The sequence below is a fragment of the Liquorilactobacillus oeni DSM 19972 genome (genome assembly GCF_001436275.1).
GTDB classification, from domain to species: Bacteria; Bacillota; Bacilli; order Lactobacillales; family Lactobacillaceae; genus Liquorilactobacillus; species Liquorilactobacillus oeni.
Genome location: NZ_AZEH01000041.1, coordinates 45,457 through 70,358, shown reverse-complemented (window position 1 = coordinate 70,358; position 24,902 = coordinate 45,457). Strand labels below are relative to the sequence as shown.

Genomic DNA, 24,902 nt, shown 5'->3' with positions numbered 1-24,902 from the left:
GTAGAGCATCTGACTTTTAATCAGAGGGTCGACAGTTCGAGCCTGTCACGACTCATGTGTCAATTTTGCGGGTGTGGCGGAATTGGCAGACGCACTAGATTTAGGTTCTAGCGTCGAAAGACATGGGGGTTCAAATCCCTTCACCCGCACCATTTATTTGCCGACTTAGCTCAGTTGGTAGAGCATCTGATTTGTAATCAGAGGGTCGGGCGTTCGAATCGTCTAGTCGGCACCATTTTTATGCGGAAGTAGTTCAGTGGTAGAACATCACCTTGCCATGGTGGGGGTCGCGGGTTCGAATCCCGTCTTCCGCTTGTTTGTTTTTGATTGTTGTTTTTGCCGGGGTGGCGGAACTGGCAGACGCACAGGACTTAAAATCCTGCGGTAAGTGATTACCGTACCGGTTCGATTCCGGTCCTCGGCATTGAGAATAATAATTTTATATTTGCACCCATAGCGCAATTGGATAGAGTGTCTGACTACGAATCAGAAGGTTGTAGGTTCGACTCCTACTGGGTGCATTTTTTTATTTTATCGGGAAGTAGCTCAGCTTGGTAGAGCACCTGGTTTGGGACCAGGGGGTCGCAGGTTCGAATCCTGTCTTCCCGATCACATTAATTATTTCAATATTTGATTTTTATTTTCGGGAAATAGCTCAGCTTGGTAGAGCACTACGTTCGGGACGTAGGGGTCGCAAGTTCGAATCTTGTTTTCCCGACTCTTATAAATTATTTTGAATAATCGAGCTGTAATTTTGTTTGAAACAAAATTATTGTTCGATTTTTAATTTGCACGATTTCTAAAAATAATTTTTCTAAGAAAAGATAAATTTGTTAGGCAGGCATTGCTAATTTTGAAAAAAGGTTTATAAACTGTATTTAAGGAGGGCTTTAGCAATTAATTTGTGAATTCAGATTAATAACTTTGCATTTTCATTTTTTTTTCGTATAATGAAAGTCAACATTAGTCAAATTCAAGGAGATGATTGCATGCAAAATCAGAATATTTCAGATATTATCGAAAGATATCTGAAAAGCATCTTAGCTGATTCACGTCAGGTTGAGATCAGACGTTCTGAAATTGCCCAACTTTTTAATTGTGTGCCATCTCAGATTAATTATGTTATTAACACACGTTTTACGATCCAAAATGGATATATAGTCAGGAGCAAACGCGGAGGTGGTGGTTATATCAGAATTGCAAAAGTAAATTTAACTGAGGATTCCACTATTTTAGATGATTTGATTAATTTGATTGGCGATGAAATAGATCTGAATAAAGCATTTCAAATTATTCAAAGTTTGTTCCAAGACGGATTTTTATCACGTAGGGAAGCAAATATTATTCTGGCATCGCTAGATAAAAAAACACTGGCATTTAAGAGCTCCAAACTTGAAAATGCTTTGCGCGCGCGTATTCTTGTAAATGTATTAAATCGTCTGAGGTATGACGATTAGAAAGCGAGGGCACAATTATGGATAACTTATTTACTCCTAGCGCTAAGCAGGTTTTAGTTTTAGCACAGGAACAGGCAAAGTATTTCGGGCACCAGGCAATTGGGACTGAACACTTGCTGCTGGCCTTGACCATTGAAGAAAACGGTATTGCAGCTAAAGTGTTAAAACAATTCATAGTAACAGAAACTGATGTGCGCGAAGAAATTGAACGACTTGCGGGTTATGGAACAATGAAGCGTACCAGTAAAGGGTACCTCCCCTATTCTCCAAGGGCTAAAGAAATTTTAGCAGTTGCAGGAGAAGAAGCAAAGAGAACCAACTCTCCAAAAATCGGCACAGAACATCTGCTGCTTGCTTTATTGAAGAATAATGATATTTTATCAACGAGAATTCTTCAGAGCTTGAATGTTGATACAAGAAGGATGTACCAAGCTATAGTTCACAAATTGGGACTAAGTGAGGCACAAATGAAAAAATTTGAAAAAAAAGTAACGAAATCAAATGGGACGCCAACATTGAATTCATTAGCTCGTGATCTGACCGCTCTTGCAAGAAAAGAAAAAATTGATCCGGTGATTGGCCGTGAAAAAGAAGTTAGACGATTAATTCAGGTCCTAAGCAGACGCACTAAGAATAACCCAGTTTTATTAGGTGAACCTGGGGTAGGAAAGACTGCCATTGCAGAAGGGCTTGCAGAGTATATCGTGAAAGGTGATGTTCCGGAGTCATTACAAAATAAGAGAGTAATGATGCTCGATATGGGTTCTTTGGTTGCCGGAACCAAGTATCGCGGTGAATTTGAAGATCGAGTTAAAAAAATTATTGATGAAATTTATGCAGATGGCCATGTAGTATTATTCATTGATGAATTACACACATTAATCGGTGCAGGGGGAGCAGAGGGTGCAATTGATGCATCTAACATCTTGAAACCTGCTCTTGCCCGCGGTGAGGTACAAGTTATTGGAGCAACTACTTTAGATGAATTTCAAAAGTATATTGAAACTGACTCGGCTCTTGAACGACGCTTTGCCAAAATATTAGTAGAAGAACCTTCTGAAAAAGATACTTTTGAAATTTTAAAGGGATTACGGCCGAGTTATGAAAAGCACCATGGACTGAAAATTACGGATGAAGCACTCGAAGAAGCTGTTAGTTTAAGTGTTCGTTATATCTCAGAACGCTTTCTTCCTGACAAAGCAATTGACTTGATGGATGAGGCTGCAGCACGTGTACGCTTAGACAATGTCGGGCATTCAAAGAAAATTGCGGGTAAGGAAGCTGTCCTTAAAGAGTTGGAAGGACAAAAGATTGTGGCGTTAGGCTCGGAGCAGTTTGAAGAAGCAGCATCGATCCGTAAGAAAGAACTTAGAATCAAGAAACAATTAACCAAGATAAAAGAGAGTGCTACGAAGAATAGTGGCAAGTACAATGTTGAGGTTAGCGGAGAAGATGTGGCAGCAGTAGCATCTGAGTGGACAGGAGTACCGCTGACTCAGATGAAGAAAAAAGAATCTGAACGTCTGATTGATTTGGAGAAAGTTCTTCATAAAAGAGTAATTGGACAAGGAGAAGCAGTTTCTGCTGTTTCAAGGGCAATTCGCAGAGCCCGCAGCGGATTAAAGGATCCCGAAAGACCGGTTGGTTCTTTTATTTTCTTAGGACCAACTGGTGTTGGGAAGACTGAGTTAGCCAAAGCCTTGGCCGAAGCGATGTTTGGCTCGGACGATGCTATGATCAGAATCGACATGAGCGAGTATATGGAAAAATATGCAACTAGTCGTCTGATAGGTTCCCCTCCTGGTTACGTTGGATATGAAGAAGGAGGCCAGCTGACTGAAAAAGTAAGGCAGCATCCTTATTCAGTAGTGTTGTTTGACGAAATTGAAAAAGCTCACCCGGACGTTTTTAACCTCTTATTGCAGGTTTTAGATGATGGTTATCTGTCAGATTCAAAGGGCAGACATGTTGATTTTAGAAATACGATTATTATTATGACATCTAATTTAGGGGCAACAGCTCTCAGAGATGAAAAAGAAGTTGGATTTGGGAGTGTATCTCCTCAAGATGACTTTAAAGAAATGTCTAAACGTATTCGCGAGATTCTTAAAAAAACATTCAGACCGGAATTTCTTAACCGAATTGATGAAACTGTAATTTTCCATCCTCTTAAAAAGGAAGAATTGCATAGAATAGTTAAATTAATGGCGAAGGATCTTTTGGATCGTGTCCGAGAGCAAAAAGTGGAAGTCAAGATTACACCTGCTGCACTTGATGTAGTTGGTAAAGAAGGGTTTGATCCTGAGTACGGTGCAAGACCGATTCGCAGGGCGTTACAGACCAAAGTAGAAGACAAACTTAGTGAGTTGTTGATTACTGGCCAAGTTAAAGTCGGCAGCAAAGTTACAATCGGTGCAAGCAAGGGTAAGATTAACATTTCAATAAAAGACGAAGAGAATAACTCTGAGGAAAATCAGAACAAGCAGTTAACTAAGTAATTAATAAATTAAAAAGGGAGCTGGGGCAAAACTTATGTTTTGGCTCAGCTTTTTTGTACTTTCTTGCGTTTCCATATCAACGTGTTCCAATGGTCAGTCTTTTACGCTTAGGTACGAATTGCTTACTTATAGTTAAATTCAGACTAAGTTAGTAATTCGCAGTTAATGCCCAAAGCTTAACGACTATTGGCACATTTTCATTTTTCGTGGATAACCTTCAATTTTTTATATTTATGTAGTTACAATATATAAATAAAAACAAGTACCTTTTAGAAAATTAAACTCACTTGACAATACTTTATAACCTTGATATCATTAGTAACTGCAAAACTGTGAAATATTTGACAGCTGTGATATATTGTCCATAGCTGCTTTTATAGGAAGCAAAAATAGTCGTTATCACTGTCGTGGTTAGTGCTGTTTTTGGTTTTTTTTTGCCAAAAATTGGAACAAATTTTGATTTGTAATCAAAATGTAATATTTTGACATTCACAGAAAAATTTTGAGAGGTGAACAACTTGGCAGGACATTTAGTAAAATACGGTAAACACCGTATCCGTAGAAGTTACGCACGGATCAAGGAAGTTTTGGATTTACCAAACTTAATTGAGATTCAATCGGATTCCTACAAATGGTTCTTAGATGAAGGTCTGCGCGAAATGTTTGAAGACATTATGCCAATTGAAGACTTTGCTGGTAACTTGTCACTGGAATTTGTTGATTATCAATTACTTGAACCTAAATATACGGTGGAAGAAGCAAGACAGCATGATGCAAACTATTCAGCGCCGCTTCATGTAACCTTAAATTTGGTTAACCATGAGACAGGTGAAATCAAATCGCAAGATGTTTTCTTTGGTGATTTCCCATTAATGACTGAACAAGGGACTTTCATTATAAATGGAGCAGAACGTGTTATTGTTTCTCAGCTGGTACGGTCTCCAGGGGTCTACTATAATTCTGAACTGGATAAAAATGGCCGCGAAAATTATGGTACAACTGTAATTCCAAATAGAGGTGCTTGGCTTGAATATGAGACCGATTCAAAGAACATTGCATATGTCCGTATCGATCGTACTCGTAAAATTCCTTTAACAGAATTAATTCGTGCACTTGGATACAGTTCAGATGATGAAATTCTTAAAATGTTAGGCGAAAGCGACAGCTTAATGCTGACTTTGGAAAAAGATGTTCATAAAAATGCTGATGATTCGCGAGTTGTTGAATCCTTAAAAGACATTTATGAACGTTTGCGTCCAGGTGAACCCAAGACTGCTGACAGTTCAAGAAGTTTATTAACTGCACGCTTTTTTGATCCAAAGCGTTATGATCTTGCGCCGGTTGGGCGTTATAAGATAAACAAGAAATTAAACTTGAAAACGCGCTTATTGAACCTTACTTTAGCTGAAACTTTAGCTGATCCGGACACTGGTGAGATTATTGCTAAGAAGGACACGGTTTTAGATAAGCATGTAATTGAGAAGCTTACTCCATATTTGGAACGCTCCGATTTTAAATCGGTAACTTTCCATCCTTCTGATGAGGGTGTAGTTACTGATCCGATGACTTTGCAGATTATTAAGGTATATTCTCAAAAGGAACCGGACAAAGTAGTTAATATGATTGGTAATGGCAATATTGATCTTAAGTTTAAGCATATTTTACCTGCTGATATTATTGCATCAATGAATTACTTCTTTAATTTACAAGAAGGGATCGGGACTGTTGATGATATTGACCATTTAGGGAACCGTCGGATTCGTTCAGTCGGTGAATTGCTGCAGAATCAATTCAGAATCGGTTTATCACGAATGGAACGTGTTGTACGTGAAAGAATGTCAATTCAAGATACTTCGACCGTTACTCCACAACAATTAATCAATATCCGTCCTGTTGTAGCTTCAATCAAGGAATTCTTTGGCAGTTCACAGCTTTCACAATTTATGGATCAGACTAATCCGTTGGGTGAATTGACACACAAACGACGCCTTTCTGCTTTAGGACCAGGGGGCTTGACACGTGATCGTGCCGGCTATGAAGTTCGTGATGTGCATTACACTCATTATGGACGAATGTGTCCTATTGAGACACCTGAAGGGCCTAACATTGGATTGATCAACAGTCTTTCTTCATATGCAAGAGTTAATAAATATGGGTTTATTGAAACTCCTTATCGCCGTGTATCATGGACGACTCATAAGGTAACAAATAAAATTGATTACTTGACCGCTGATGAAGAAGATAATTATGTTATTGCACAGGCTAACTCACCTCTAAATGATGATGGGTCTTTTGTTGATAATGTTGTTATGGCGCGTAGCAAGAGTGAAAATATTGAAATCACAGTGGATAAAGTCGATTACATGGACGTTTCGCCTAAACAGGTAGTTGCTGTCGCGACTGCATGTATTCCTTTCTTGGAAAATGATGACTCAAACCGTGCTTTGATGGGTGCTAACATGCAGCGTCAGGCTGTTCCTCTGGTTGACCCGCATGCTCCGCTTGTTGGTACGGGAATTGAATACAAAACTGCGCATGATTCTGGAGTTGCTTTGATCAGCAAGTATCCTGGAACAGTTGAATATGTTGACGCACGTGAGATACGTGTACGTCGAGAAGACGGCTCATTAGATAAATATAAGTTAATGAAATTTCGTCGTTCTAATGGTGGTAAAAACTACAATCAAAGGCCAATCGTCAGAGTAGGTGATCATGTAGACGCTGATGAAATTCTTGCTGATGGACCATCCATGGAAGGCGGAGAGTTAGCACTTGGACAAAATCCGTTGATTGCTTTCATGACTTGGGATGGTTACAATTTTGAAGATGCAATCGCGATTAATGAACGTTTGGTCAAAGAAGACGTTTATACTTCTATTCATATTGAAGAACATGAATCTGAAGCACGTGATACTAAGCTAGGGCCTGAGGAAATGACACGTGAAATTCCGAATGTCGGAGAAGATGCTTTAAAGGACTTAGATGAGTTTGGAATTGTTCGCATTGGTGCTGAAGTTCATGATGGCGATATTCTGGTTGGAAAAGTAACTCCTAAAGGTGTTACTGAGTTATCTGCTGAAGAGCGTTTGTTGCATGCTATCTTTGGTGAAAAAGCGCGTGAAGTTCGTGATACTTCTTTGCGTGTTCCTCATGGCGGCGGCGGAATTGTGCAAGATGTTAAGATCTTTACTCGAGAAGCTGGAGATGAATTATCACCAGGTGTAAACATGATGGTTCGTGTCTATATTGCACAAAAACGTAAAATTCAAGTTGGCGACAAGATGGCTGGACGTCATGGTAATAAAGGAACGGTTTCAATTGTCATTCCTGAAGAAGATATGCCGTTTATGCCGGATGGAACTCCTATTGATATCATGCTTAGTCCAATGGGTGTACCTTCTCGTATGAATATCGGTCAAGTACTTGAACTTCACTTGGGAATGGCTGCTCGTAAACTTGGCATTCATGTTGCTTCACCCGTTTTTGATGGAGCTCGTGATAGTGATATCTGGGCAGCGGTCAAAGAAGCCGGTATGGCTAGTGATGGCAAGACGCTTCTTTACGACGGCCGTACAGGTGAACCATTTGATAATCGCATTGCTGTCGGAGTTATGTATTATATGAAACTTGCACATATGGTTGATGACAAGATTCATGCTCGTTCAATCGGACCGTATTCACTGGTAACTCAGCAACCCCTTGGTGGGAAAGCTCAATTTGGGGGACAGCGGTTTGGTGAAATGGAAGTTTGGGCTCTTGAAGCTTATGGGGCTGCTTACACACTGCAGGAAATCTTGACTTATAAGTCAGATGATGTAGTTGGCCGTGTTAAAACTTATGAAGCAATCGTCAAAGGCGAACCAATTCCAAAACCAGGAGTACCTGAATCCTTCCGTGTTCTTGTGAAAGAAATGCAATCACTAGGCTTAGACATGAAGGTCCTTGATACTGATAAAAATGAGATCGAGCTGCGTGATATGGATGATGAAGACGATGAAGTTGTTAACGTCGATGCCTTAAGCAAGCTTGCTAAAGAACAGGCCGAAAAGAAAGCGCAAGATGATGTAGTTGGGGGCGCAGGTAAAACTGAGTCTAAGACGGAAAATTAAACGTTTTTAACTTGTAAAACCTTTTCGAACTGAAATCAACTATATGAAAGGGAGGTCGGTCTTTTGATCGATGTCAATAAATTCGACAGTATGCAGATCGGTTTAGCTTCTTCTGATAAGATCCGCAGTTGGTCATACGGAGAAGTAAAAAAACCGGAAACAATAAACTACCGTACGCTTAAACCGGAAAAAGACGGTTTGTTTGATGAAAGAATATTTGGACCTACCAAAGACTGGGAATGTGCTTGCGGAAAATATAAACGGATTCGCTATAAAGGAATTGTTTGTGACCGTTGTGGTGTTGAAGTAACACGCTCTAAAGTGCGTCGTGAACGCATGGGCCATATCGAATTAGCAGCTCCTGTCACACATATTTGGTATTTTAAGGGAATTCCCAGCAGAATGGGCTTAGTGCTTGACATGAGCCCTCGGGCTCTGGAAGAAGTAATTTATTTTGCGTCATATGTGGTTACTGAACCAGGGAATACGCCGCTTGAAAAAAAGCAATTGCTGACTGAACGTGAATATCGTGAAAAACGAGAACAATATGGTCAAGAATTCAAAGCAGGAATGGGCGCCGAAGCAATTCGGACCTTGTTGCATGATGTAGAACTTGAAAAAGAATGTGCAGAATTAAAAGAAGAATTAAAAGAAGCTACAGGACAAAAGAGAACCCGTGCTGTGCGCAGACTTGATATTCTAGAAGCATTCTTACAATCTGGAAATGAACCTGCTTGGATGGTAATGGATGCGATTCCCGTTATTCCGCCTGACTTACGTCCAATGGTACAGCTTGAAGGCGGACGCTTTGCTACTTCTGATTTAAATGATCTGTATCGTCGTGTAATCAACCGTAATAATCGCTTAAAGAGATTGCTTGATTTGAATGCGCCTGGGATCATTGTCCAAAATGAAAAAAGAATGCTGCAAGAAGCAGTGGATGCTTTGATTGATAATGGTCGTCGTGGACGCCCTGTCACAGGTCCAGGAAATCGTCCGTTGAAGTCACTTTCACATATGTTGAAAGGTAAACAGGGACGTTTCCGTCAAAATTTACTTGGTAAACGTGTTGACTATTCTGGTCGTTCTGTTATTGATGTTGGTCCTAAGTTGAAGATGAACCAAATGGGTATTCCTCATGAAATGGCTTTGGAACTTTTCAAACCATTTATGATGAAAGAACTCGTTAAACGTGAAATGGCTTCTAATATTAAGAATGCAAAACGTAAAATCGACCGGCGAGATGAAGATATTTGGGATGTACTTGAAGACGTTATTAAGGAACATCCGGTTCTTTTAAATCGTGCACCTACGCTTCATAGATTAGGAATCCAGGCTTTTGAGCCTACTTTAGTAAATGGTAAAGCGATGAGGCTTCATCCTTTGGCATGCGAAGCTTATAATGCCGATTTTGATGGTGATCAAATGGCTATCCATGTGCCGCTTTCTGACGAAGCTCAAGCTGAAGCACGGCTGCTTATGCTTGCTGCCCATCATATTTTGGCTCCGAAAGATGGTAAGCCGATTGTTACTCCTTCTCAAGATATGGTTATCGGTAATTATTACATGACTGTTGAAGAAGAAAATTGTGAAGGCGAGGGGATGATTTTTAAGGATGTTAATGAGATTAGAGCAGCATTCTTGAATAATTATGTTCAGTTGCATACCCGTATTGGTCTGCAGACTTCGTCATTGGCTGATGATGGCAAACCGTTCACTGATTGGCAAAAAGAGCGTATTATGGTAACGACCGTTGGTAAGGCGCTCTTTAATGAGATTTTGCCGCTTGATTTTTCTTATCTGAATGAACCGACAGCTGAAAACCTGACAGATAAAATACCAGATAAATACTTCATTGATCCTGGTGTTGACATCCATCAATTTCTTGCAAAGCAAGAGCTTGTTTCCCCGTTCAAGGCTGGCTTTTTGAGTGATATTATTGCGGAAGTATATAAGAAGTTCAAAGTTACAGAAACTTCTAAACTGCTTGATCGTCTTAAGGACTTAGGATATTACGAATCAACAAAGTCTGGCTTAACAGTTGGAATTGCTGATGTTACAGACTTGAAAGAAAAACCGGAAATTATCGAAAACGCACATAAAGAAGTTGATAACGTTGCAAAGCAATTCAGACGTGGCCTGATTACTGAAGATGAACGTTACGAACGCGTTATAGCTATTTGGAATAATGCTAAAGATAAAATTCAAGAAAAGCTTGTGCAAAACATGAACCCACGTAATCCAATCCAGATGATGTCGGACTCCGGAGCGCGTGGTAACATTTCAAACTTTACTCAACTTGCCGGGATGCGTGGTTTAATGGCTGCGCCTAATGGTAAAACAATGGAACTGCCGATCATTGCTAACTTCCGTGAGGGTCTTTCTGTGATGGAAATGTTTATTTCTACTCATGGTGCTCGTAAAGGGATGACTGATACAGCGCTTAAAACTGCTGACTCTGGCTACTTGACGCGTCGTTTGGTTGATGTTGCCCAAGATGTAATCATTCGTGAAAAAGATTGTGGGACTGATCGTGGGTTAGACGTTACAGCAATCCGCGAAGGTAACGAATTAGTAGAGCCGCTCTATGATCGCATTTTAGGCCGCTATACTATGAAGGCTGTTAAAGATCCGCAAACAGGTGAAGTGCTGGTTCCGGCTAATACTTTAGTTGAAGAAGGCCTTGCACAAAAGATTGTTGATGCCGGAGTTGAAAAAGTTACTATTCGTTCAGCCTTCACATGCAACACACGTCATGGGGTCTGTGAGCATTGTTATGGACGCAACATGGCAACGGGTGATGAAGTTGAAGTTGGTGAAGCAGTGGGAACAGTTGCTGCACAGTCAATTGGTGAACCAGGTACACAGTTGACGATGCGTACTTTCCATACTGGTGGTGTAGCTGGAGATGATATCACTCAAGGTCTTCCGCGTGTCCAAGAAATTTTTGAAGCTCGTAACCCTAAGGGGCGCGCTGAGATTTCGGAAGTAACTGGAATAGTTGAGTCGATTGAAGAAAACCCTGCAGAGCGTACTAAAGAAGTAACGGTTAAAGGTGAAACCGATACAAGGACTTACAGTTTGCCGTTTACATCTGTGTTAAAGGTCAGTGAAGGTGATAAGATTCATCGCGGTAATCCACTGACAGTAGGCTCAGTAGATCCTAAACAACTTATTCAAGTCCGGGATGTGCTTTCAACTGAAAATTACATTTTGCGTGAAGTACAAAAAGTTTATCGTATGCAAGGTGTTGAAATTTCTGATAAGCATATTGAGGTTATGGCACGTCAAATGCTTAGAAAAGTTCGTATTATGGATCCAGGGGACACAAATCTTCTTCCAGGGACTTTAATGGATATTATTGACTTTAAGAAACGAAACTATGACACTTTGATTAAGGGTGGTATTCCAGCAACTTCTCGGCCGGTATTACTTGGAATTACCAAAGCTTCTCTTGAAACCAATAGTTTCTTATCAGCCGCTTCATTCCAAGAAACAACACGTGTCTTAACAGACGCTGCTATTCGTGGAAAAAATGATCCACTGGTTGGACTGAAAGAAAATGTTATTATTGGTAAAATTATTCCTGCGGGGACAGGGATGCCTGTTTACCGCAAGATTAAGCCTAAAGAAGTAGGGGCAGTTTCTGAGAATGTTTACTCTATTTCTGATCTGGAAAAGAAAATGAAAGCTGAAGAAAGTGAACAGCCTCAAGACACGAACAAGTAATTTTAAGCGAATATCTATTTGAGGTTCTATATTAACTTTTAAAGCAAAAATAAAAAGTCGGTGACAAGAATAATACTCTTGTCACCGACTTTTTATTTTGTAAATGGTAACAACCCAGTTAGTTTATTTTACGAGAATTGAAAAGAAAAATTTTGCTGTGCTATAAAAAAGAGAAATAATCCGCTTGAAAGATATGGAATAAAGGGAATTTCTTTTTTCAATGAGGAGAAGTTTAGAATAAAGGCACTTAATGACGCTACTAAACAAATAAAAAGTGTTGCAGTTAATCCGAATCCAAACATGATGAATAAAAAATAGTAGAGATCACCGCAGCCAAGTTTTTTAAAGATTACTAAAAAAAGTAAGAGGACAGTCATAAATAAAAAAAAGGCCATTCTTTTGCCAGATCTGTCTTCACAAAAGGAGGGCTCCATATGGGAAAAATGAGAAAAAAGAAGGAGCCGCCAAGTAACAGTCTGCCGGAAACAGTATGGCTATAAAAATCTTGCATGCTTAGCAGGAGAGACCAACTCGATACCAAAAAAATAAACAAAAAGGTTAAAGGGGAGCTTTGGAAAAAAATTATAATTGCGTAAAACCCAAATAAAGTTTCAACAATCGGGCTGACAAAAGAAATCTGAACACCGCAAAAAAAGCAACGGCCTTTTTGAATCAAAAATCCTATAAGCGGGATGAGCTGATAGCAATTAAGCTGTTTGTGACAGCTTTCGCAAAAAGAACGAGGAACAAGAAGCGAATATGAATTGGCAAATCTCCAACCGCAACAAACGCAAAATGAACTGACAGCAGCTCCACTCATGAAAAGAAAAACGGTTAGTAAAATTATAGTCATTTTAAGACCTCCCTGTGAATAAGGTACGCAAAACAATTTTTTGTTTCCTTTAGTTTGTTGACAGTGCAGGTTGGTCGTGGTAATCTGTAAAAGGTGCTTTATGTAGACAGTTCTTCCAATTTGTGGGACATGCTGACTGTGTTGCGTTAGCATACAATTGCAAACATCCGGTTTTGCCTATTTTTTTGTAAAAAAAAGGCTCGCCTGGATGTGTGTACTTAAAAAGGTAAATTAAGAAAGGAGGAAGCTTTAGATGCCAACAATTAATCAATTAATTCGTAAAGGGCGTAAGTCTAAAGGTTCAAAATCTGATTCCCCAGCTTTAAACTTCGGATATAACAGTTATAAAAAAGTACAAACAAATAATCCTGCACCGCAAAAACGTGGAGTAGCTACTCGTGTCGGTACTATGACACCAAAGAAACCAAACTCTGCTTTACGTAAGTATGCACGTGTTCGTTTATCAAACTTGATCGAGGTTACTGCATATATTCCTGGAATCGGTCATAACTTGCAAGAACATAGTGTCGTTTTAATTCGTGGAGGCCGTGTAAAGGACCTTCCTGGTGTTCGTTACCATATTGTACGTGGTGCTTTGGATACGGCTGGTGTTACAGATCGTAGACAAGGACGTTCTAAGTATGGTACTAAGAGACCTAAGAAATAAATTTGGATTGGTTTAAGGAGGTTATATAGATGCCAAGAAAAGGTGCTATTTCAAAACGTGAAGTACTCCCAGATCCAATTTACAAGTCTAAATTGGTAACACGCTTAATCAATCGTTTGATGGTTGATGGAAAACGGGGAACTGCTTCAAAAATTTTATATGCAGCATTTGATCAAGTTAAGGAACAAACAGGTAATGAGCCTTTAGATGTTTTCGAAGAGGCAATGAAAAATGTTATGCCTGTTCTTGAAGTTAAGGCTCGTCGTGTCGGTGGATCAAACTACCAGGTTCCAATTGAAGTGCGTCCTGAACGTCGTTCAACTTTGGCTTTAAGATGGCTGGTTAACTACTCACGCCTACGTGGAGAACATACAATGGCTGAGCGTTTGGCAAAGGAAATTATTGATGCTGCCAATAATACTGGTGCATCTGTTAAGAAACGTGAAGACACACATAAAATGGCAGACGCTAACCGTGCATTTGCACATTATCGCTGGTAATTTTTTAGAAAATGGCTATTATATGATTTCGGGAAATCCACAGGAAATCCTATAATAGTCATTTTTTTAAGGAAACTAAATACACGCTCACATAATTTGAAGTAGATTTGGAAGGAGAAAACTCTCAAATGGCTAATAAACGTGAATTTCCATTAGAAAGGACACGTAACATTGGAATTGTTGCCCACATTGATGCTGGAAAGACAACGACGACGGAGCGTATCTTATACTATACTGGTAAAATCCACAAAATTGGTGAAACCCATGAAGGTGCTTCACAAATGGACTGGATGGCACAAGAGCAGGAACGCGGAATTACTATCACATCTGCAGCAACAACTGCTCAATGGAAAGATCATCGTATTAATATCATTGATACTCCCGGACACGTTGACTTCACTGTTGAAGTTGAACGTTCTTTGCGAGTTCTCGATGGTGCTGTAGTTGTACTTGATGCCCAATCAGGGGTAGAACCTCAAACTGAAAATGTTTGGCGTCAAGCAACTACTTATGCAGTTCCAAGAATTGTTTTTGTTAATAAGATGGATAAAATTGGAGCTAATTTTGATTATTCAGTAGGTACTATCAAGGATCGTCTGCAGGCTAATGCTGTTGCAATTCAAATGCCAATCGGAGCAGAAGATAACTTCGAAGGTGTCATTGACCTGCTTGAAATGAAGGCCGATATCTATGATGAAGACAAGTTAGGCGCAAAATGGGATACTGTTGACATCCCAGATGAATACAAGGAAGAAGCACAAAAACGCCGTGAAGCAATGATCGAAGCAATTGCTGACGTTGATGATGGCATCATGGAAAAATATCTTGAAGGCGAAAAAATTTCAAATGATGAAATTAAGGCTGCAATTCGTAAAGCAACTTTAAACTTGGAACTTTTCCCTGTTCTTGCAGGTTCTGCATTTAAGAATAAGGGCGTTCAGATGATGCTTGATGCAGTTAATGATTATTTACCATCACCTTTGGATGTTAAACCATATAAAGCTACTGATCCTGATAGCGATGAAGAAGTAGAATTAGTTGCTGGTGATGACAAGCCGTTTGCCGGTTTGGCGTTTAAGATTGCAACCGATCCATTTGTCGGCCGATTAACATATCTGCGTGTTTATACCGGAACACTAGAAGCTGGTTCTTATGTACTTAATGCAACAAAAGATAAACGAGAACGTGTTGGTCGTTTGTTGCAAATGCATTCTAACCATCGTAAAGAGATTCCCGAAGTATTTTCTGGAGATATTGCAGCTGCAATCGGCTTGAAGGATACAACTACTGGAGATTCCCTAACAGATGTTAAGCATCCTTTGATCCTTGAATCTATGGAGTTTCCAGATCCAGTTATCCAAGTTTCAATTGAGCCTGATACTAAGGCCGACCAAGACAAGATGGATATTGCTTTGCAAAAGCTTGCTGAAGAGGATCCTACTTTTAAGGCTGAAACAAACCCAGAAACTGGTGAAACTTTGATTTCTGGAATGGGCGAGTTGCATTTGGATATCATTGTTGATCGTATGAGGCGTGAATTTAAGGTTGCTGCTAAAGTTGGTGAACCGCAAGTTGCATATCGTGAAACATTTACTAAACAAGTTTCTAGCCAAGGTAAATTTGTTCGTCAGTCTGGTGGTAAAGGACAATATGGTGATGTTTGGGTAGAATTTACACCTAATGAAGAAGGCAAGGGATTCGAATTTGAAAATGCCATTGTCGGTGGTGTAGTTCCGCGTGAATACATCCCATCAGTTGAACAAGGATTGAAAGAATCAATGAAGAATGGTGTTCTTGCAGGATATCCTTTGATTGATGTTAAAGCTAAGCTATATGATGGTAGCTACCATGATGTCGATTCCAGTGAGGCTGCCTTTAAAGTTGCTGCTTCTTTGGCATTGCGTAATGCCGCTAAAAAGGCTGGTGCAGTGATTCTTGAACCGATTATGCGTGTTGAAATTGTAACACCTGAGGATTATCTTGGGGACGTTATGGGTCATGTAACAGCTCGTCGTGGACGTGTTGAAGGAATGGAAGCTCATGGCAATGCTCAAGTTGTTAAGGCTTTTGTACCATTGGCAGAAATGTTTGGCTATGCTACAGTTCTTCGTTCATCAACACAGGGTCGTGGTACCTTTACAATGACGATGGATCATTACGAACCAGTACCAAAATCAATTCAAGAAGAAATTATTAAAAAGAATGGTGGTACTGCTGAATAGTTTTTCAACAGTTTAAGTTAAAAGGTATTTTCGTTAATGATTGATATTTTTGAGAACTTCTTAAAAAGCCATACCAAATTAGTTTTTGGTACGGTTTTTTTATTACCTTTTGAAGAGTAAAGGCTGTTGATATAAAAGAAGAAAGAAAAGACAAAAAAAGCTTGCTTTACACATTGAAAAAAGTTATCATGGTAGGGTACTTGTCAAAGGGATGAGTATGTGCAAAAAAAGAATGCTGAGCTGTGATGTTGAAGGTTGCGACACACCCGGGAGCTTTGCCATGGGGTGAGTTGGGAATTTTGACGGAGCTAGTCTTGTTTTTAAAATAGACGAAGGAGGGAACACAATGGCAAAACAAAAGATTCGTATTCGCTTAAAGGCATACGAGCATCGCATTTTAGATCAGTCAGCTGATAAAATCGTTGAGACAGCAAAAAGAACTGGTGCAGCAATCGCGGGTCCTATTCCATTACCGACAGAACGTACTTTATATACAGTTATCCGCTCGCCGCATAAGTACAAGGATTCTCGTGAACAATTCGAAATGCGGACACATAAACGTTTGATTGATATTGTAAATCCAACACCGAAGACTGTTGATTCATTGATGAAACTCGATCTTCCAAGTGGTGTGGATATTGAAATCAAATTATAATTACAAGTCAAAAAAATAATTTAAATGGAGGTGTACTCATGACCACAAAAGGAATCTTAGGGAAAAAAGTAGGTATGACACAAGTTTTCACTGAAAACGGTGAATTAGTTCCCGTAACAGTTGTTGAAGTTGGAGAAAATGTGGTATTGCAAGTTAAAACTGTTGAAAATGACGGCTACGAAGCAATCCAGTTGGGCTTTGATGATTTACGAGAAGTTTTGTCTAACAAACCTGCTAAGGGTCATGCAGCAAAAGCAAAAACTGCTCCTAAGCGCTTCATTCGTGAGATTAGCGATGTAGCACTTGGAGATTACAAAGTCGGAGATGAAGTTAAGGCTGATATCTTTGAAGTCGGTGACATCGTTAGTGTTACAGGTACATCAAAGGGTCATGGCTTCCAAGGAAACATCAAGCGTTGGGGACAATCACGTGGACCAATGGCTCACGGTTCTCGTTACCATCGCCGTCCTGGTTCAATGGGTGTTATTATCAACCGTGTTTTCAAGGGCAAGCTTCTTCCAGGTCGTATGGGTGGAAAACGTGTCACAATTAAAAACTTGGAGATCGTTAAAGCAGATACCGAAAACAAAGTTCTGTTGATCAAGGGTAACGTACCAGGTGCAAACAAATCATTAGTAACGATTACAGGAAACGTAAAAGAAAAATAAAAGGAAGGAGGAATTTTAAATGCCAAAAGTTACATTATTCAAGCAAGATGGCAGTCAAAATGGCGAGGTTTCTCTGAATGAAAACATTTTTGGAATCGAACCAAATAACAATGTTGTTTTTGATGCTGTTGTTATGCAACGTGCATCTCGTCGTCAAGGAACACATGCTGTTAAGAATAGAAGTGCTGTTTCAGGTGGTGGGAAGAAGCCATGGCGCCAAAAGGGAACAGGACGTGCACGTCAAGGTTCTATTCGTTCACCACAGTGGGTTGGTGGTGGAACAGTCTTTGGACCAACACCACGTTCATATAGTTATAAACTTCCTAAGAAAGTTCGTCGTTTAGCGATTAAGTCAGTGCTTTCTCAAAAAGTACTGGATGAAAGTTTGGTGGTTGTTGACAAATTAGCATTTGAACAACCGAAAACAAAAACTTTTGCTGAAGTTTTGAATAGCTTGGATGTTAAAACAAAAGTATTAGTAGTTCTTGAAGAAGGTAACGACTTAGCTGAACTTTCAGCTCGTAATTTAAAAAATGTTACGGTCATTAATGCAAAAGGTGTAAATGTACTGGATGTAATTAATAATGATAAGTTAGTCTTGACTCAAGAAGCTCTTTCTCAGGTAGAGGAGGCTCTTGCATAATGGAAGCTCGCAATGTGATTTTAAAGCCAGTTATTACTGAAGCTTCAACGGATGAAATGGATTCAAAGCGTTATACCTTTGATGTGGCTACTACTGCTACAAAGACACAGGTTAAAAAGGCTGTTGAAGAAATTTTTTCTGTTAAGGTCGTTAAAGTTAACATTATGAATGTTAAAGGTAAATTGAAGCGTATGGGTCGCTATGCCGGCTATACCAAAAAGCGCCGTAAAGCAATCGTAACTTTGAGTACCGATTCAAAAGAAATTAAATTGTTCGAAAAATAAAAAATAAGTAGGAGGGAATTCACGTGGGGATCAAAAAATTCAAACCGACCACAAACGGACGCCGTAATATGACCGGTTCAGATTTTTCTGAAATTACAAAAACTGTCCCAGAAAAATCGTTACTTGAGTCGCAAAGTAAGACAGCTGGTCGTAACAGTTATGGTCGAATTACTGTCCGTCATCGCGGTGGCGGTCATAAGCGCCAGTATCGTTTGATTGATTTCAAGCGAATTAAAGATGACGTACCAGCAACTGTCAAAGCAATCGAATATGATCCAAACCGTTCTGCTAATATAGCGCTTTTGGTTTATGCAGATGGAATTAAGTCATATATTCTTGCACCTAAGGGCCTCGAAGTAGGTCAAACAGTCCAGTCTGGTAAGGAAGTTGATATTAAGGCTGGTAACAGTTTACCGCTTGGAAATATTCCAGTTGGTACTATTATTCATAACATTGAACTTAAGCCTGGTAAGGGTGGACAGCTTGTTCGTTCTGCTGGCGGTGCTGCACAGTTACTTGGTAAAGAAGGTAAGTATGCTTTAGTACGTTTAAGTTCTGGCGAAGTGCGTATGGTACTTGCTACTTGCCGTGCAACTATTGGTGCTGTAGGTAATGAGCAACATGAACTTATTAAAGTCGGTAAGGCTGGACGTACACGTTGGACAGGCAAGAGGCCTACAGTTCGTGGTTCTGTAATGAACCCTAACGATCATCCACATGGTGGTGGTGAAGGTAAAGCTCCTGTTGGCCGTCCAAGTCCAATGTCACCATGGGGTCAGAAAACAATGGGTTACAAGACTCGTTCTAAGAAAGCCAAGTCAGATAAGTTCATTGTACGTAAGCGTAATAAGTAATATAAAAGTTGCTTAATATCAGAAGATCCGAAAGGAGGATTCACTTTGAGTCGTAGTTTAAAAAAAGGACCTTTTGCTGATGCTCATTTAATGAAAAAAATTGAAGCACAAGCAGATCAAGAGAAGAAATCCGTTATTAAAACATGGTCTCGTCGTTCAACAATTTTCCCAAGTTTTATTGGTTACACAATCGCAGTATATGATGGTCGTAAGCATGTGCCTGTATATATTCAAGAAGATATGGTTGGTCATAAATTGGGCGAATTTGTTCCAACACGGACTTTCCATGGTCATGGTAGTGCAGACAAGAAAACAGCAGTTGTTAAGTAAAAAAATAAGGGAGGGTTAAAAAATGGCTGAACAGGTAACATCAGCAAGGGCAATTGCCACAACAGTTCGAATTCCAGCACGCAAAGCGCGCTTAGTAATCGACCTTATTCGTGGCAAGAGTGTAGCTGAGGCATTAGGGATTTTAAAGTTCACTCCTAGAGCCGGCTCCCCAATCATCGAAAAAGTTTTAAAATCAGCAATTGCAAATGCAGAAAATAATTTTGACTTAGATGTTGAAGATTTAGTTGTAAGCGAAGCTTACGTTAATGAAGGACCTACGCTTAAACGCTTCCGTCCTCGTGCAAAGGGTTCTGCTTCTCCAATCAACAAACGTACAAGTCATATTACTGTAGTTGTATCTGTCAAATAAGGAGGGATAATGCGTGGGTCAAAAAATAAATCCAACGGGATTACGTGTTGGGATCATTCGTGACTGGGATGCAAAGTGGTATGCAGAAAAAGATTTTGCTGCAAACCTGCACGAAGATTTACACATCCGTAAATATATTGCAAGTAAATTAGCTGATGCATCTGTCTCTACCGTTGAAATCGAACGCGCCGCAAAACGTGTTAATATTTCAATTCATACTGCAAAACCTGGTATGGTAATCGGTAAAGGTGGATCAGAAGTCGAAAAACTGCGTAAAGAATTAAATGATTTAACAGGTAAAAGAGTTCATATCAACATTGTAGAAATCAAGAAACCTGACTTGGATGCAAAGCTGGTCGGTGAAAATGTAGCTGTACAGTTGGAAAACCGTGTAGCATTCCGACGTGCAATGAAGCAAGGAATTCAAAGAACAATGCGTGCTGGTGCAAAAGGAATTAAGGTTCAAGTTGCAGGCCGTCTAAATGGGGCAGATATGTCACGTGTAGAGCATTTTTCAGAAGGAACAGTTCCTTTGCATACTTTGCGTGCAGATGTTGATTATGCTTGGACTGAAGCACATACTACTTATGGTAAATTAGGTGTTAAAGTCTGGATTTACCGTGGTGAAATTTTACCTGCTAAGAAAGAAAATAGCAAAGGAGGGAAATAACCTATGTTAGTACCAAAACGTACAAAGTATCGTCGCGAATTTCGTGGCAAGATGCGTGGTGAAGCTAAAGGCGGAAAAGAAATTGCTTTTGGCGAGTACGGCTTGCAGGCGATTGATTCTCATTGGATCACAAACCGCCAGATTGAGGCTTGTCGTGTTGCAATTACACGTTATATGAAACGTGGTGGGAAAGTTTGGATTAAGATTTTCCCTCACAAATCATACACTGCCAAAGCTATTGGTGTTCGTATGGGTTCTGGGAAAGGTGCACCTGAAGGCTGGGTATCTCCTGTTAAACGCGGTAAAATCCTGTTTGAGATTGGCGGCGTTTCAGAAGAAGTTGCCCGTGAAGCATTGCGCTTAGCTTCTTACAAGCTCCCTATCAGGACCAAGTTTGTAAGACGTGAGGAAGTAGGTGGCGAATCACATGAAAACTAAAGAAATTAAAGAATTAACCACTACTGAAATGCTTGAAAAAGAAAAGCAGTTCAAAGATGAATTATTTAACCTTCGTTTCCAGTTAGCTACCGGACAATTGGAAAATACCGCTCGTTTGAAGGAAGTACGTAAAACAATTGCGCGTCTTAAGACCGCATTACGTCAACAAGAATTGAACAAATAGAATACGAAGAAGGAGGAAAATAAAGTATGGCTGAAACTCGTAACCAGCGTAAAGTCTATCAAGGCCGTGTTGTTTCTGACAAAATGGATAAAACAATTACAGTTGTTGTTGAAACCTACAAGAACCATAAGACATACAACAAACGTGTTAAGTATTCAAAAAAATTTAAGGCACATGATGAAAACAACGAAGCTAAGGTTGGAGACATTGTGAAAATTATGGAAACTCGCCCATTGTCAGCTACAAAACGGTTCCGTTTATTAGATATCGTTGAAAAAGCAGTTATTATCTAGGTTACTTTGTTCCTAGTTAAAGATACTTTGATTCGTATTCTGATTCGTTAACGAAAGGAGGTCACACAAAGTGATCCAACAAGAAAGTCGTTTAAAAGTTGCTGATAATTCGGGGGCTCGTGAAATCTTAGTTATTAAGATTTTGGGAGGTTCACGTGTAAAGACTGCAAATATTGGTGATACCATCGTTGCTACTGTCAAACAAGCAACACCAGGTGGCGTTGTCAAAAAAGGCGATGTGGTTAAAGCTGTTGTAGTGCGTACTAAATTTGGTACCCATCGTACAGATGGATCTTACATCAAATTTGATGAAAATGCTGCAGTTATTATTGGTGATGACAAATCACCAAAGGGAACTCGTATTTTCGGACCAGTTGCTCGTGAATTGCGTGATGGAAACTTCATGAAGATTGTTTCCCTAGCACCTGAAGTATTGTAATAAACCAATGTTGGCAAGGAGGTGCAAGATTAATGTTCATTAAGAAAAATGACAAGGTTAAAGTGATTGCAGGTAAAGATAAAGGCAAAACCGGTACGGTTGAAAAAATTTTTGCTGCTAAAGATCGTGTAATCGTAAAGGGTGTAAATGTTGTAAAAAAACACCAAAAGCCAAGTAATGCAAACCCCAACGGCGGCATTGTAGAAATCGAGGCTCCTATTCATGTTTCGAATGTAATGCTGGTTGACTTAGATAATGATGAAGCAACTCGCGTAGGTTACAAAGTTACTGATGGTAAAAAAGTTCGAATTTCGAAAAAAACCGGTAAGGCACTTGACAAGTAGGTAGGAAAGGAGGAGTACTTTCTTCATGGTTAATCGTTTAAAAGAAAAATATGATAAAAACATTACTCCATCATTGATGGAAAAGTTTAATTATACTTCAATCATGCAAGTCCCAAAGGTTGATAAGATTGTGATCAATATGGGTGTTGGCGATGCTGTCAGCAACGCTAAGAATTTAGATGAAGCAGTTGAAGAATTAACTTTAATTTCTGGTCAAAAGCCAGTTGTTACAAAAGCAAAGAAATCAATTGCTGGTTTCCGTTTGCGTGAAGGAATGCCGATCGGAACTAAAGTTACATTACGCGGTCAGCGTATGTATGAATTCTTAGATAAACTGGTTTCAGTTTCATTGCCACGTGTGCGTGACTTTCATGGTGTAAGTAAACGTGCATTTGACGGTCGTGGAAATTATACATTAGGGATTCACGAACAGTTAATTTTCCCAGAAATTGATTTTGATAATGTTAACAAAGTTCGCGGAATGGATATTGTTATTGTTACAACTGCTAACAGTGATGAAGAATCCAAAGAATTATTAACACAATTAGGAATGCCATTCGCCAAATAAAGGGGGTTTCACATTGGCTAAAAAATCACAAATTGCAAAGAATAAACGCCAAGCTAAGTTCTCAACACAAGAATATTCACGTTGTGCACGCTGCGGTCGTCCGCATTCTGTTTATCGCAAATTTAAGCTATGCCGTGTTTGCCTTCGAGAACTTGCACATAAAGGTCAGATTCCTGGTATGAAAAAGGCTAGCTGGTAGTCCAAAATAAAGTAAAGGAGGGCAAATTAATGGCTGTGACTGATCCAATTGCAGACTTCTTAACTCGTGTTCGCAATGCTAACGTTGTGAGACATGAATCATTTGAAGTTCCTGCTTCAAAAATCAAACATGATATCGCTGAGATCCTTAAAAATGAAGGGTTTGTCCGCGATGTTGAATATATAGATGATGATAAACAAGGAATTATTCGTGTTTTCTTGAAGTTCAATAAGAATAATGAACGTGTTATTACAGGAATCAAGAGAATTTCTAAACCAGGACTGCGTTCATATGTTAAAGCTGATTCAGTTCCTAAGGTTTTGAACGGTTTAGGAATTGCTATTCTCTCAACCTCAGAAGGGGTTATGACTGATAAAGAAGCCCGTGCTAAAAAAATCGGCGGAGAAGTACTTGCGTACGTCTGGTAGGAAATAAAAGAAGTGAGGAGGTGTCATTCGTGAGTCGTATTGGTTATAAAGAAGTTGTATTGCCTGAAGGTGTTGAAGTGAAGCGTGACGGAAACACTGTGACTGTTAAGGGTCAAAAAGGTGAATTAACAAGAGAATTTTCTGATCAGATTTCAATGGAAGTTGAAGGAAAGACTGTTAAGTTTGATCGTCCAGCTGATGACAATAAGACAAAAGCATTGCATGGTACGACAAGAGCTTTGTTTCATAACATGGTGGTTGGCGTTACAGAGGGATTCAAAAAAGAATTAGAGCTTCAAGGTGTCGGTTACCGTGCTCAGATGAAGGGGAATAAACTTGTCTTGAATGTCGGTTATTCACACCCAGTTGAATTCATTCCAGAAGATGGACTGAAAATTGAAGCTCCTTCTGCAACTTCAATTATTGTTTCAGGAATTTCAAAAGAAGAAGTTGGGGATTTTGCAGCACGTATTCGCTTAACTCGTGCCCCTGAACCTTATAAAGGTAAGGGAATTCGTTATGTTGGTGAGTTCGTTCGTCGTAAGGAAGGTAAGACTGGTAAGTAGTCAAGTCCTTTTCAAAATACTGTAGATTAAAATCAAGAGGTGAAAATAGTGATTTCAAAACCAGATAAGAATAAAACACGTCAAAAGCGTCATACACGTGTTCGTGGTAAGATCTCTGGTACAGCTAAGCGCCCACGCTTAAATATTTATCGTTCAAATAAAAACATCTACGCTCAAGTAATTGATGACGTAGCGGGTGTGACGCTAGTTAGTGCCTCTACATTAGACAAAGAAGTTAGCGGTGAAACAAAAGTTGAACGTGCTGCTTCTGTTGGTGCAACTGTTGCAAAACGTGCTTCAGAAAAAGGAATCAAGGATGTTGTCTTTGATCGTGGCGGTTATCTCTATCATGGCCGTATTGAAGCTCTTGCCAGTGCAGCTCGTGAAAACGGCTTAGACTTTTAAAAAAAGGAGGGAAACTAATTTATGACTTTTATCGATCCAGCTCAATTAGATTTAGAAGATCGTGTTGTTTCAATTAACCGTATTACTAAGGTTGTTAAAGGTGGACGTCGTCTTCGCTTTGCTGCACTTGTAATTGTTGGTGATCACAATGGACATGTGGGTTTTGGTACAGGTAAAGCTCAGGAAGTTCCTGATGCTATTCGCAAAGCTGTCGATGATGCACGGAAAAACCTTATTAAAGTTCCGATGGTTAACGAAACTCTTCCACATAAAGTTATTGGTGAATACAGTGGCAGCCGCATCTTATTAAAGCCTGCAATTGCCGGTGCCGGTGTTGCAGCCGGTGGAGCAGTCCGTGCTGTCATGGAATTAGCTGGAGTGGCCGATGTAACAAGTAAGTCACTTGGTTCAAATACACCAATCAACGTTGTTCGTGCAACAGTAGATGGTTTAAAAAGAATGAAGAGTGCTGAAGAAGTTGCAACACTTCGCGGGGTTTCTGCCCAGCATTTAGCAGAATAAGGAGGAC

Annotated in this window: 27 protein-coding genes and 7 tRNA genes; 33 read left to right on the top strand and 1 reads right to left on the bottom strand. The window is 39.7% G+C overall.

Features of this window, described 5'->3' with window-relative positions:
* The first annotated feature begins 67 nt into the window (after positions 1–67).
* From FD46_RS09600 to rpoC, 11 genes are all read left to right on the top strand, one after another.
* Positions 68–152: transfer RNA gene (locus tag FD46_RS09600), tRNA-Leu, on the top strand.
* Positions 153–159: 7 nt separating this feature from the next.
* Positions 160–235, top strand: a tRNA-Thr gene (locus tag FD46_RS09595).
* A 7-nt stretch (positions 236–242) separates the two neighbouring features.
* Positions 243–314: transfer RNA gene (locus FD46_RS09590), tRNA-Gly, on the top strand.
* A gap of 24 nt (positions 315–338) precedes the next feature.
* Positions 339–424: transfer RNA gene (locus FD46_RS09585), tRNA-Leu, on the top strand.
* A 23-nt stretch (positions 425–447) separates the two neighbouring features.
* Positions 448–521: transfer RNA gene (locus FD46_RS09580), tRNA-Arg, on the top strand.
* A 14-nt stretch (positions 522–535) separates the two neighbouring features.
* Positions 536–609, top strand: a tRNA-Pro gene (locus FD46_RS09575).
* 35 nt (positions 610–644) lie between these two features.
* Positions 645–718, top strand: a tRNA-Pro gene (locus FD46_RS09570).
* A gap of 271 nt (positions 719–989) precedes the next feature.
* Positions 990–1,457, top strand: a complete 468-nt coding sequence (locus FD46_RS09565; protein WP_057896954.1) for a CtsR family transcriptional regulator — start codon at positions 990–992, stop codon at positions 1,455–1,457.
* A 17-nt stretch (positions 1,458–1,474) separates the two neighbouring features.
* Complete coding sequence (locus tag FD46_RS09560) at positions 1,475–3,955, top strand: ATP-dependent Clp protease ATP-binding subunit (protein ID WP_057896953.1); 2,481 nt, start codon at positions 1,475–1,477, stop codon at positions 3,953–3,955.
* Between the two features lie 509 nt (positions 3,956–4,464).
* A complete protein-coding gene (gene rpoB, locus FD46_RS09555) occupies positions 4,465–8,064 on the top strand; it encodes a DNA-directed RNA polymerase subunit beta (RefSeq protein ID WP_157047113.1) in 3,600 nt (1,199 codons plus the stop codon).
* A gap of 63 nt (positions 8,065–8,127) precedes the next feature.
* Positions 8,128–11,793, top strand: coding sequence for a DNA-directed RNA polymerase subunit beta' (gene rpoC / locus FD46_RS09550; protein ID WP_057896951.1), 3,666 nt, complete (start codon positions 8,128–8,130; stop codon positions 11,791–11,793).
* A gap of 373 nt (positions 11,794–12,166) precedes the next feature.
* Here rpoC and FD46_RS10765 read toward each other — a convergent pair whose 3' ends face one another.
* Positions 12,167–12,613 (bottom strand): prepilin peptidase, encoded by a 447-nt coding sequence (locus FD46_RS10765; protein ID WP_420805352.1) that lies wholly within the window; start codon positions 12,611–12,613, stop codon positions 12,167–12,169.
* 286 nt (positions 12,614–12,899) lie between these two features.
* Here FD46_RS10765 and rpsL point away from each other — a divergent pair, with 286 nt between their 5' ends.
* From rpsL to rpsE, 22 genes are all read left to right on the top strand, one after another.
* Positions 12,900–13,313, top strand: a complete 414-nt coding sequence (gene rpsL, locus FD46_RS09535) for a 30S ribosomal protein S12 (protein ID WP_057896948.1) — start codon at positions 12,900–12,902, stop codon at positions 13,311–13,313.
* 29 nt (positions 13,314–13,342) lie between these two features.
* Positions 13,343–13,813, top strand: coding sequence for a 30S ribosomal protein S7 (gene rpsG, locus FD46_RS09530; RefSeq protein ID WP_057896947.1), 471 nt, complete (start codon positions 13,343–13,345; stop codon positions 13,811–13,813).
* Between the two features lie 128 nt (positions 13,814–13,941).
* The gene (fusA, locus tag FD46_RS09525) at positions 13,942–16,035 is read left to right on the top strand and encodes an elongation factor G (RefSeq protein WP_057896946.1); all 2,094 of its coding nucleotides are present in this window, start codon (positions 13,942–13,944) and stop codon (positions 16,033–16,035) included.
* Positions 16,036–16,381: 346 nt separating this feature from the next.
* On the top strand, positions 16,382–16,690 hold the full coding sequence (rpsJ, locus tag FD46_RS09520; protein ID WP_054756437.1) for a 30S ribosomal protein S10: 309 nt from the start codon (positions 16,382–16,384) through the stop codon (positions 16,688–16,690).
* Positions 16,691–16,728: 38 nt separating this feature from the next.
* A complete protein-coding gene (rplC, locus tag FD46_RS09515) occupies positions 16,729–17,358 on the top strand; it encodes a 50S ribosomal protein L3 (protein WP_057896945.1) in 630 nt (209 codons plus the stop codon).
* 19 nt (positions 17,359–17,377) lie between these two features.
* On the top strand, positions 17,378–18,001 hold the full coding sequence (rplD, locus tag FD46_RS09510; RefSeq protein WP_057896944.1) for a 50S ribosomal protein L4: 624 nt from the start codon (positions 17,378–17,380) through the stop codon (positions 17,999–18,001).
* Complete coding sequence (gene rplW / locus FD46_RS09505) at positions 18,001–18,285, top strand: 50S ribosomal protein L23 (RefSeq protein WP_057896943.1); 285 nt, start codon at positions 18,001–18,003, stop codon at positions 18,283–18,285. Before rplD ends, rplW begins: the two co-directional genes overlap by 1 nt.
* A gap of 23 nt (positions 18,286–18,308) precedes the next feature.
* The gene (gene rplB / locus FD46_RS09500) at positions 18,309–19,139 is read left to right on the top strand and encodes a 50S ribosomal protein L2 (protein ID WP_057896942.1); all 831 of its coding nucleotides are present in this window, start codon (positions 18,309–18,311) and stop codon (positions 19,137–19,139) included.
* Positions 19,140–19,184: 45 nt separating this feature from the next.
* Positions 19,185–19,469, top strand: a complete 285-nt coding sequence (gene rpsS, locus FD46_RS09495) for a 30S ribosomal protein S19 (protein WP_057896941.1) — start codon at positions 19,185–19,187, stop codon at positions 19,467–19,469.
* 22 nt (positions 19,470–19,491) lie between these two features.
* On the top strand, positions 19,492–19,839 hold the full coding sequence (gene rplV / locus FD46_RS09490) for a 50S ribosomal protein L22 (protein WP_057896940.1): 348 nt from the start codon (positions 19,492–19,494) through the stop codon (positions 19,837–19,839).
* A 13-nt stretch (positions 19,840–19,852) separates the two neighbouring features.
* Positions 19,853–20,509, top strand: coding sequence for a 30S ribosomal protein S3 (gene rpsC / locus FD46_RS09485; RefSeq protein WP_057896939.1), 657 nt, complete (start codon positions 19,853–19,855; stop codon positions 20,507–20,509).
* Positions 20,510–20,512: 3 nt separating this feature from the next.
* Positions 20,513–20,947, top strand: a complete 435-nt coding sequence (rplP, locus tag FD46_RS09480) for a 50S ribosomal protein L16 (RefSeq protein ID WP_057896938.1) — start codon at positions 20,513–20,515, stop codon at positions 20,945–20,947.
* Entirely contained in the window at positions 20,937–21,131 is a 195-nt protein-coding gene (gene rpmC, locus FD46_RS09475) for a 50S ribosomal protein L29 (RefSeq protein WP_057896937.1), read from the top strand. Before rplP ends, rpmC begins: the two co-directional genes overlap by 11 nt.
* Positions 21,132–21,157: 26 nt before the next feature.
* Positions 21,158–21,424: a 30S ribosomal protein S17 gene (rpsQ, locus tag FD46_RS09470; protein ID WP_057896936.1), complete on the top strand. Its 267-nt coding sequence runs from the start codon at positions 21,158–21,160 to the stop codon at positions 21,422–21,424.
* 70 nt (positions 21,425–21,494) lie between these two features.
* Positions 21,495–21,863 carry a 50S ribosomal protein L14 gene (gene rplN / locus FD46_RS09465; RefSeq protein ID WP_057896935.1) on the top strand — a complete coding sequence of 123 codons (369 nt, stop codon included), beginning with the start codon at positions 21,495–21,497 and terminating at the stop codon, positions 21,861–21,863.
* Positions 21,864–21,895: 32 nt separating this feature from the next.
* Entirely contained in the window at positions 21,896–22,207 is a 312-nt protein-coding gene (rplX, locus tag FD46_RS09460) for a 50S ribosomal protein L24 (RefSeq protein WP_057896934.1), read from the top strand.
* A gap of 25 nt (positions 22,208–22,232) precedes the next feature.
* Positions 22,233–22,775, top strand: a complete 543-nt coding sequence (gene rplE, locus FD46_RS09455; protein WP_057896933.1) for a 50S ribosomal protein L5 — start codon at positions 22,233–22,235, stop codon at positions 22,773–22,775.
* A 13-nt stretch (positions 22,776–22,788) separates the two neighbouring features.
* Positions 22,789–22,974 (top strand): type Z 30S ribosomal protein S14, encoded by a 186-nt coding sequence (locus FD46_RS09450; protein ID WP_057896932.1) that lies wholly within the window; start codon positions 22,789–22,791, stop codon positions 22,972–22,974.
* A gap of 29 nt (positions 22,975–23,003) precedes the next feature.
* Entirely contained in the window at positions 23,004–23,402 is a 399-nt protein-coding gene (gene rpsH / locus FD46_RS09445; protein WP_057896931.1) for a 30S ribosomal protein S8, read from the top strand.
* Positions 23,403–23,431: 29 nt separating this feature from the next.
* Complete coding sequence (gene rplF, locus FD46_RS09440) at positions 23,432–23,968, top strand: 50S ribosomal protein L6 (RefSeq protein WP_057896930.1); 537 nt, start codon at positions 23,432–23,434, stop codon at positions 23,966–23,968.
* Positions 23,969–24,007: 39 nt separating this feature from the next.
* Positions 24,008–24,373 carry a 50S ribosomal protein L18 gene (rplR, locus tag FD46_RS09435; protein ID WP_057896929.1) on the top strand — a complete coding sequence of 122 codons (366 nt, stop codon included), beginning with the start codon at positions 24,008–24,010 and terminating at the stop codon, positions 24,371–24,373.
* Positions 24,374–24,394: 21 nt separating this feature from the next.
* Entirely contained in the window at positions 24,395–24,895 is a 501-nt protein-coding gene (rpsE, locus tag FD46_RS09430; RefSeq protein WP_057896928.1) for a 30S ribosomal protein S5, read from the top strand.
* The last annotated feature ends 7 nt before the right edge of the window (positions 24,896–24,902 follow it).

Coding starts and splice junctions, on each gene's coding strand:
- FD46_RS10765 (WP_420805352.1), bottom strand. CDS start 12,613: ATGAGTGGAGCTGCTGTCAGTTCATTTTGCGTTTGTTGCGGTTGGAGA.
- FD46_RS09565 (WP_057896954.1), top strand. CDS start 990: ATGCAAAATCAGAATATTTCAGATATTATCGAAAGATATCTGAAAAGC.
- rplD (WP_057896944.1), top strand. CDS start 17,378: ATGCCAAAAGTTACATTATTCAAGCAAGATGGCAGTCAAAATGGCGAG.
- rpsQ (WP_057896936.1), top strand. CDS start 21,158: ATGGCTGAAACTCGTAACCAGCGTAAAGTCTATCAAGGCCGTGTTGTT.
- FD46_RS09560 (WP_057896953.1), top strand. CDS start 1,475: ATGGATAACTTATTTACTCCTAGCGCTAAGCAGGTTTTAGTTTTAGCA.
- rplV (WP_057896940.1), top strand. CDS start 19,492: ATGGCTGAACAGGTAACATCAGCAAGGGCAATTGCCACAACAGTTCGA.
- rpsJ (WP_054756437.1), top strand. CDS start 16,382: ATGGCAAAACAAAAGATTCGTATTCGCTTAAAGGCATACGAGCATCGC.
- rplP (WP_057896938.1), top strand. CDS start 20,513: ATGTTAGTACCAAAACGTACAAAGTATCGTCGCGAATTTCGTGGCAAG.
- rpmC (WP_057896937.1), top strand. CDS start 20,937: ATGAAAACTAAAGAAATTAAAGAATTAACCACTACTGAAATGCTTGAA.
- rpsG (WP_057896947.1), top strand. CDS start 13,343: ATGCCAAGAAAAGGTGCTATTTCAAAACGTGAAGTACTCCCAGATCCA.
- fusA (WP_057896946.1), top strand. CDS start 13,942: ATGGCTAATAAACGTGAATTTCCATTAGAAAGGACACGTAACATTGGA.
- rpsL (WP_057896948.1), top strand. CDS start 12,900: ATGCCAACAATTAATCAATTAATTCGTAAAGGGCGTAAGTCTAAAGGT.
- rpsH (WP_057896931.1), top strand. CDS start 23,004: ATGGCTGTGACTGATCCAATTGCAGACTTCTTAACTCGTGTTCGCAAT.
- rplE (WP_057896933.1), top strand. CDS start 22,233: ATGGTTAATCGTTTAAAAGAAAAATATGATAAAAACATTACTCCATCA.
- rplX (WP_057896934.1), top strand. CDS start 21,896: ATGTTCATTAAGAAAAATGACAAGGTTAAAGTGATTGCAGGTAAAGAT.
- rplC (WP_057896945.1), top strand. CDS start 16,729: ATGACCACAAAAGGAATCTTAGGGAAAAAAGTAGGTATGACACAAGTT.
- rpsE (WP_057896928.1), top strand. CDS start 24,395: ATGACTTTTATCGATCCAGCTCAATTAGATTTAGAAGATCGTGTTGTT.
- rplW (WP_057896943.1), top strand. CDS start 18,001: ATGGAAGCTCGCAATGTGATTTTAAAGCCAGTTATTACTGAAGCTTCA.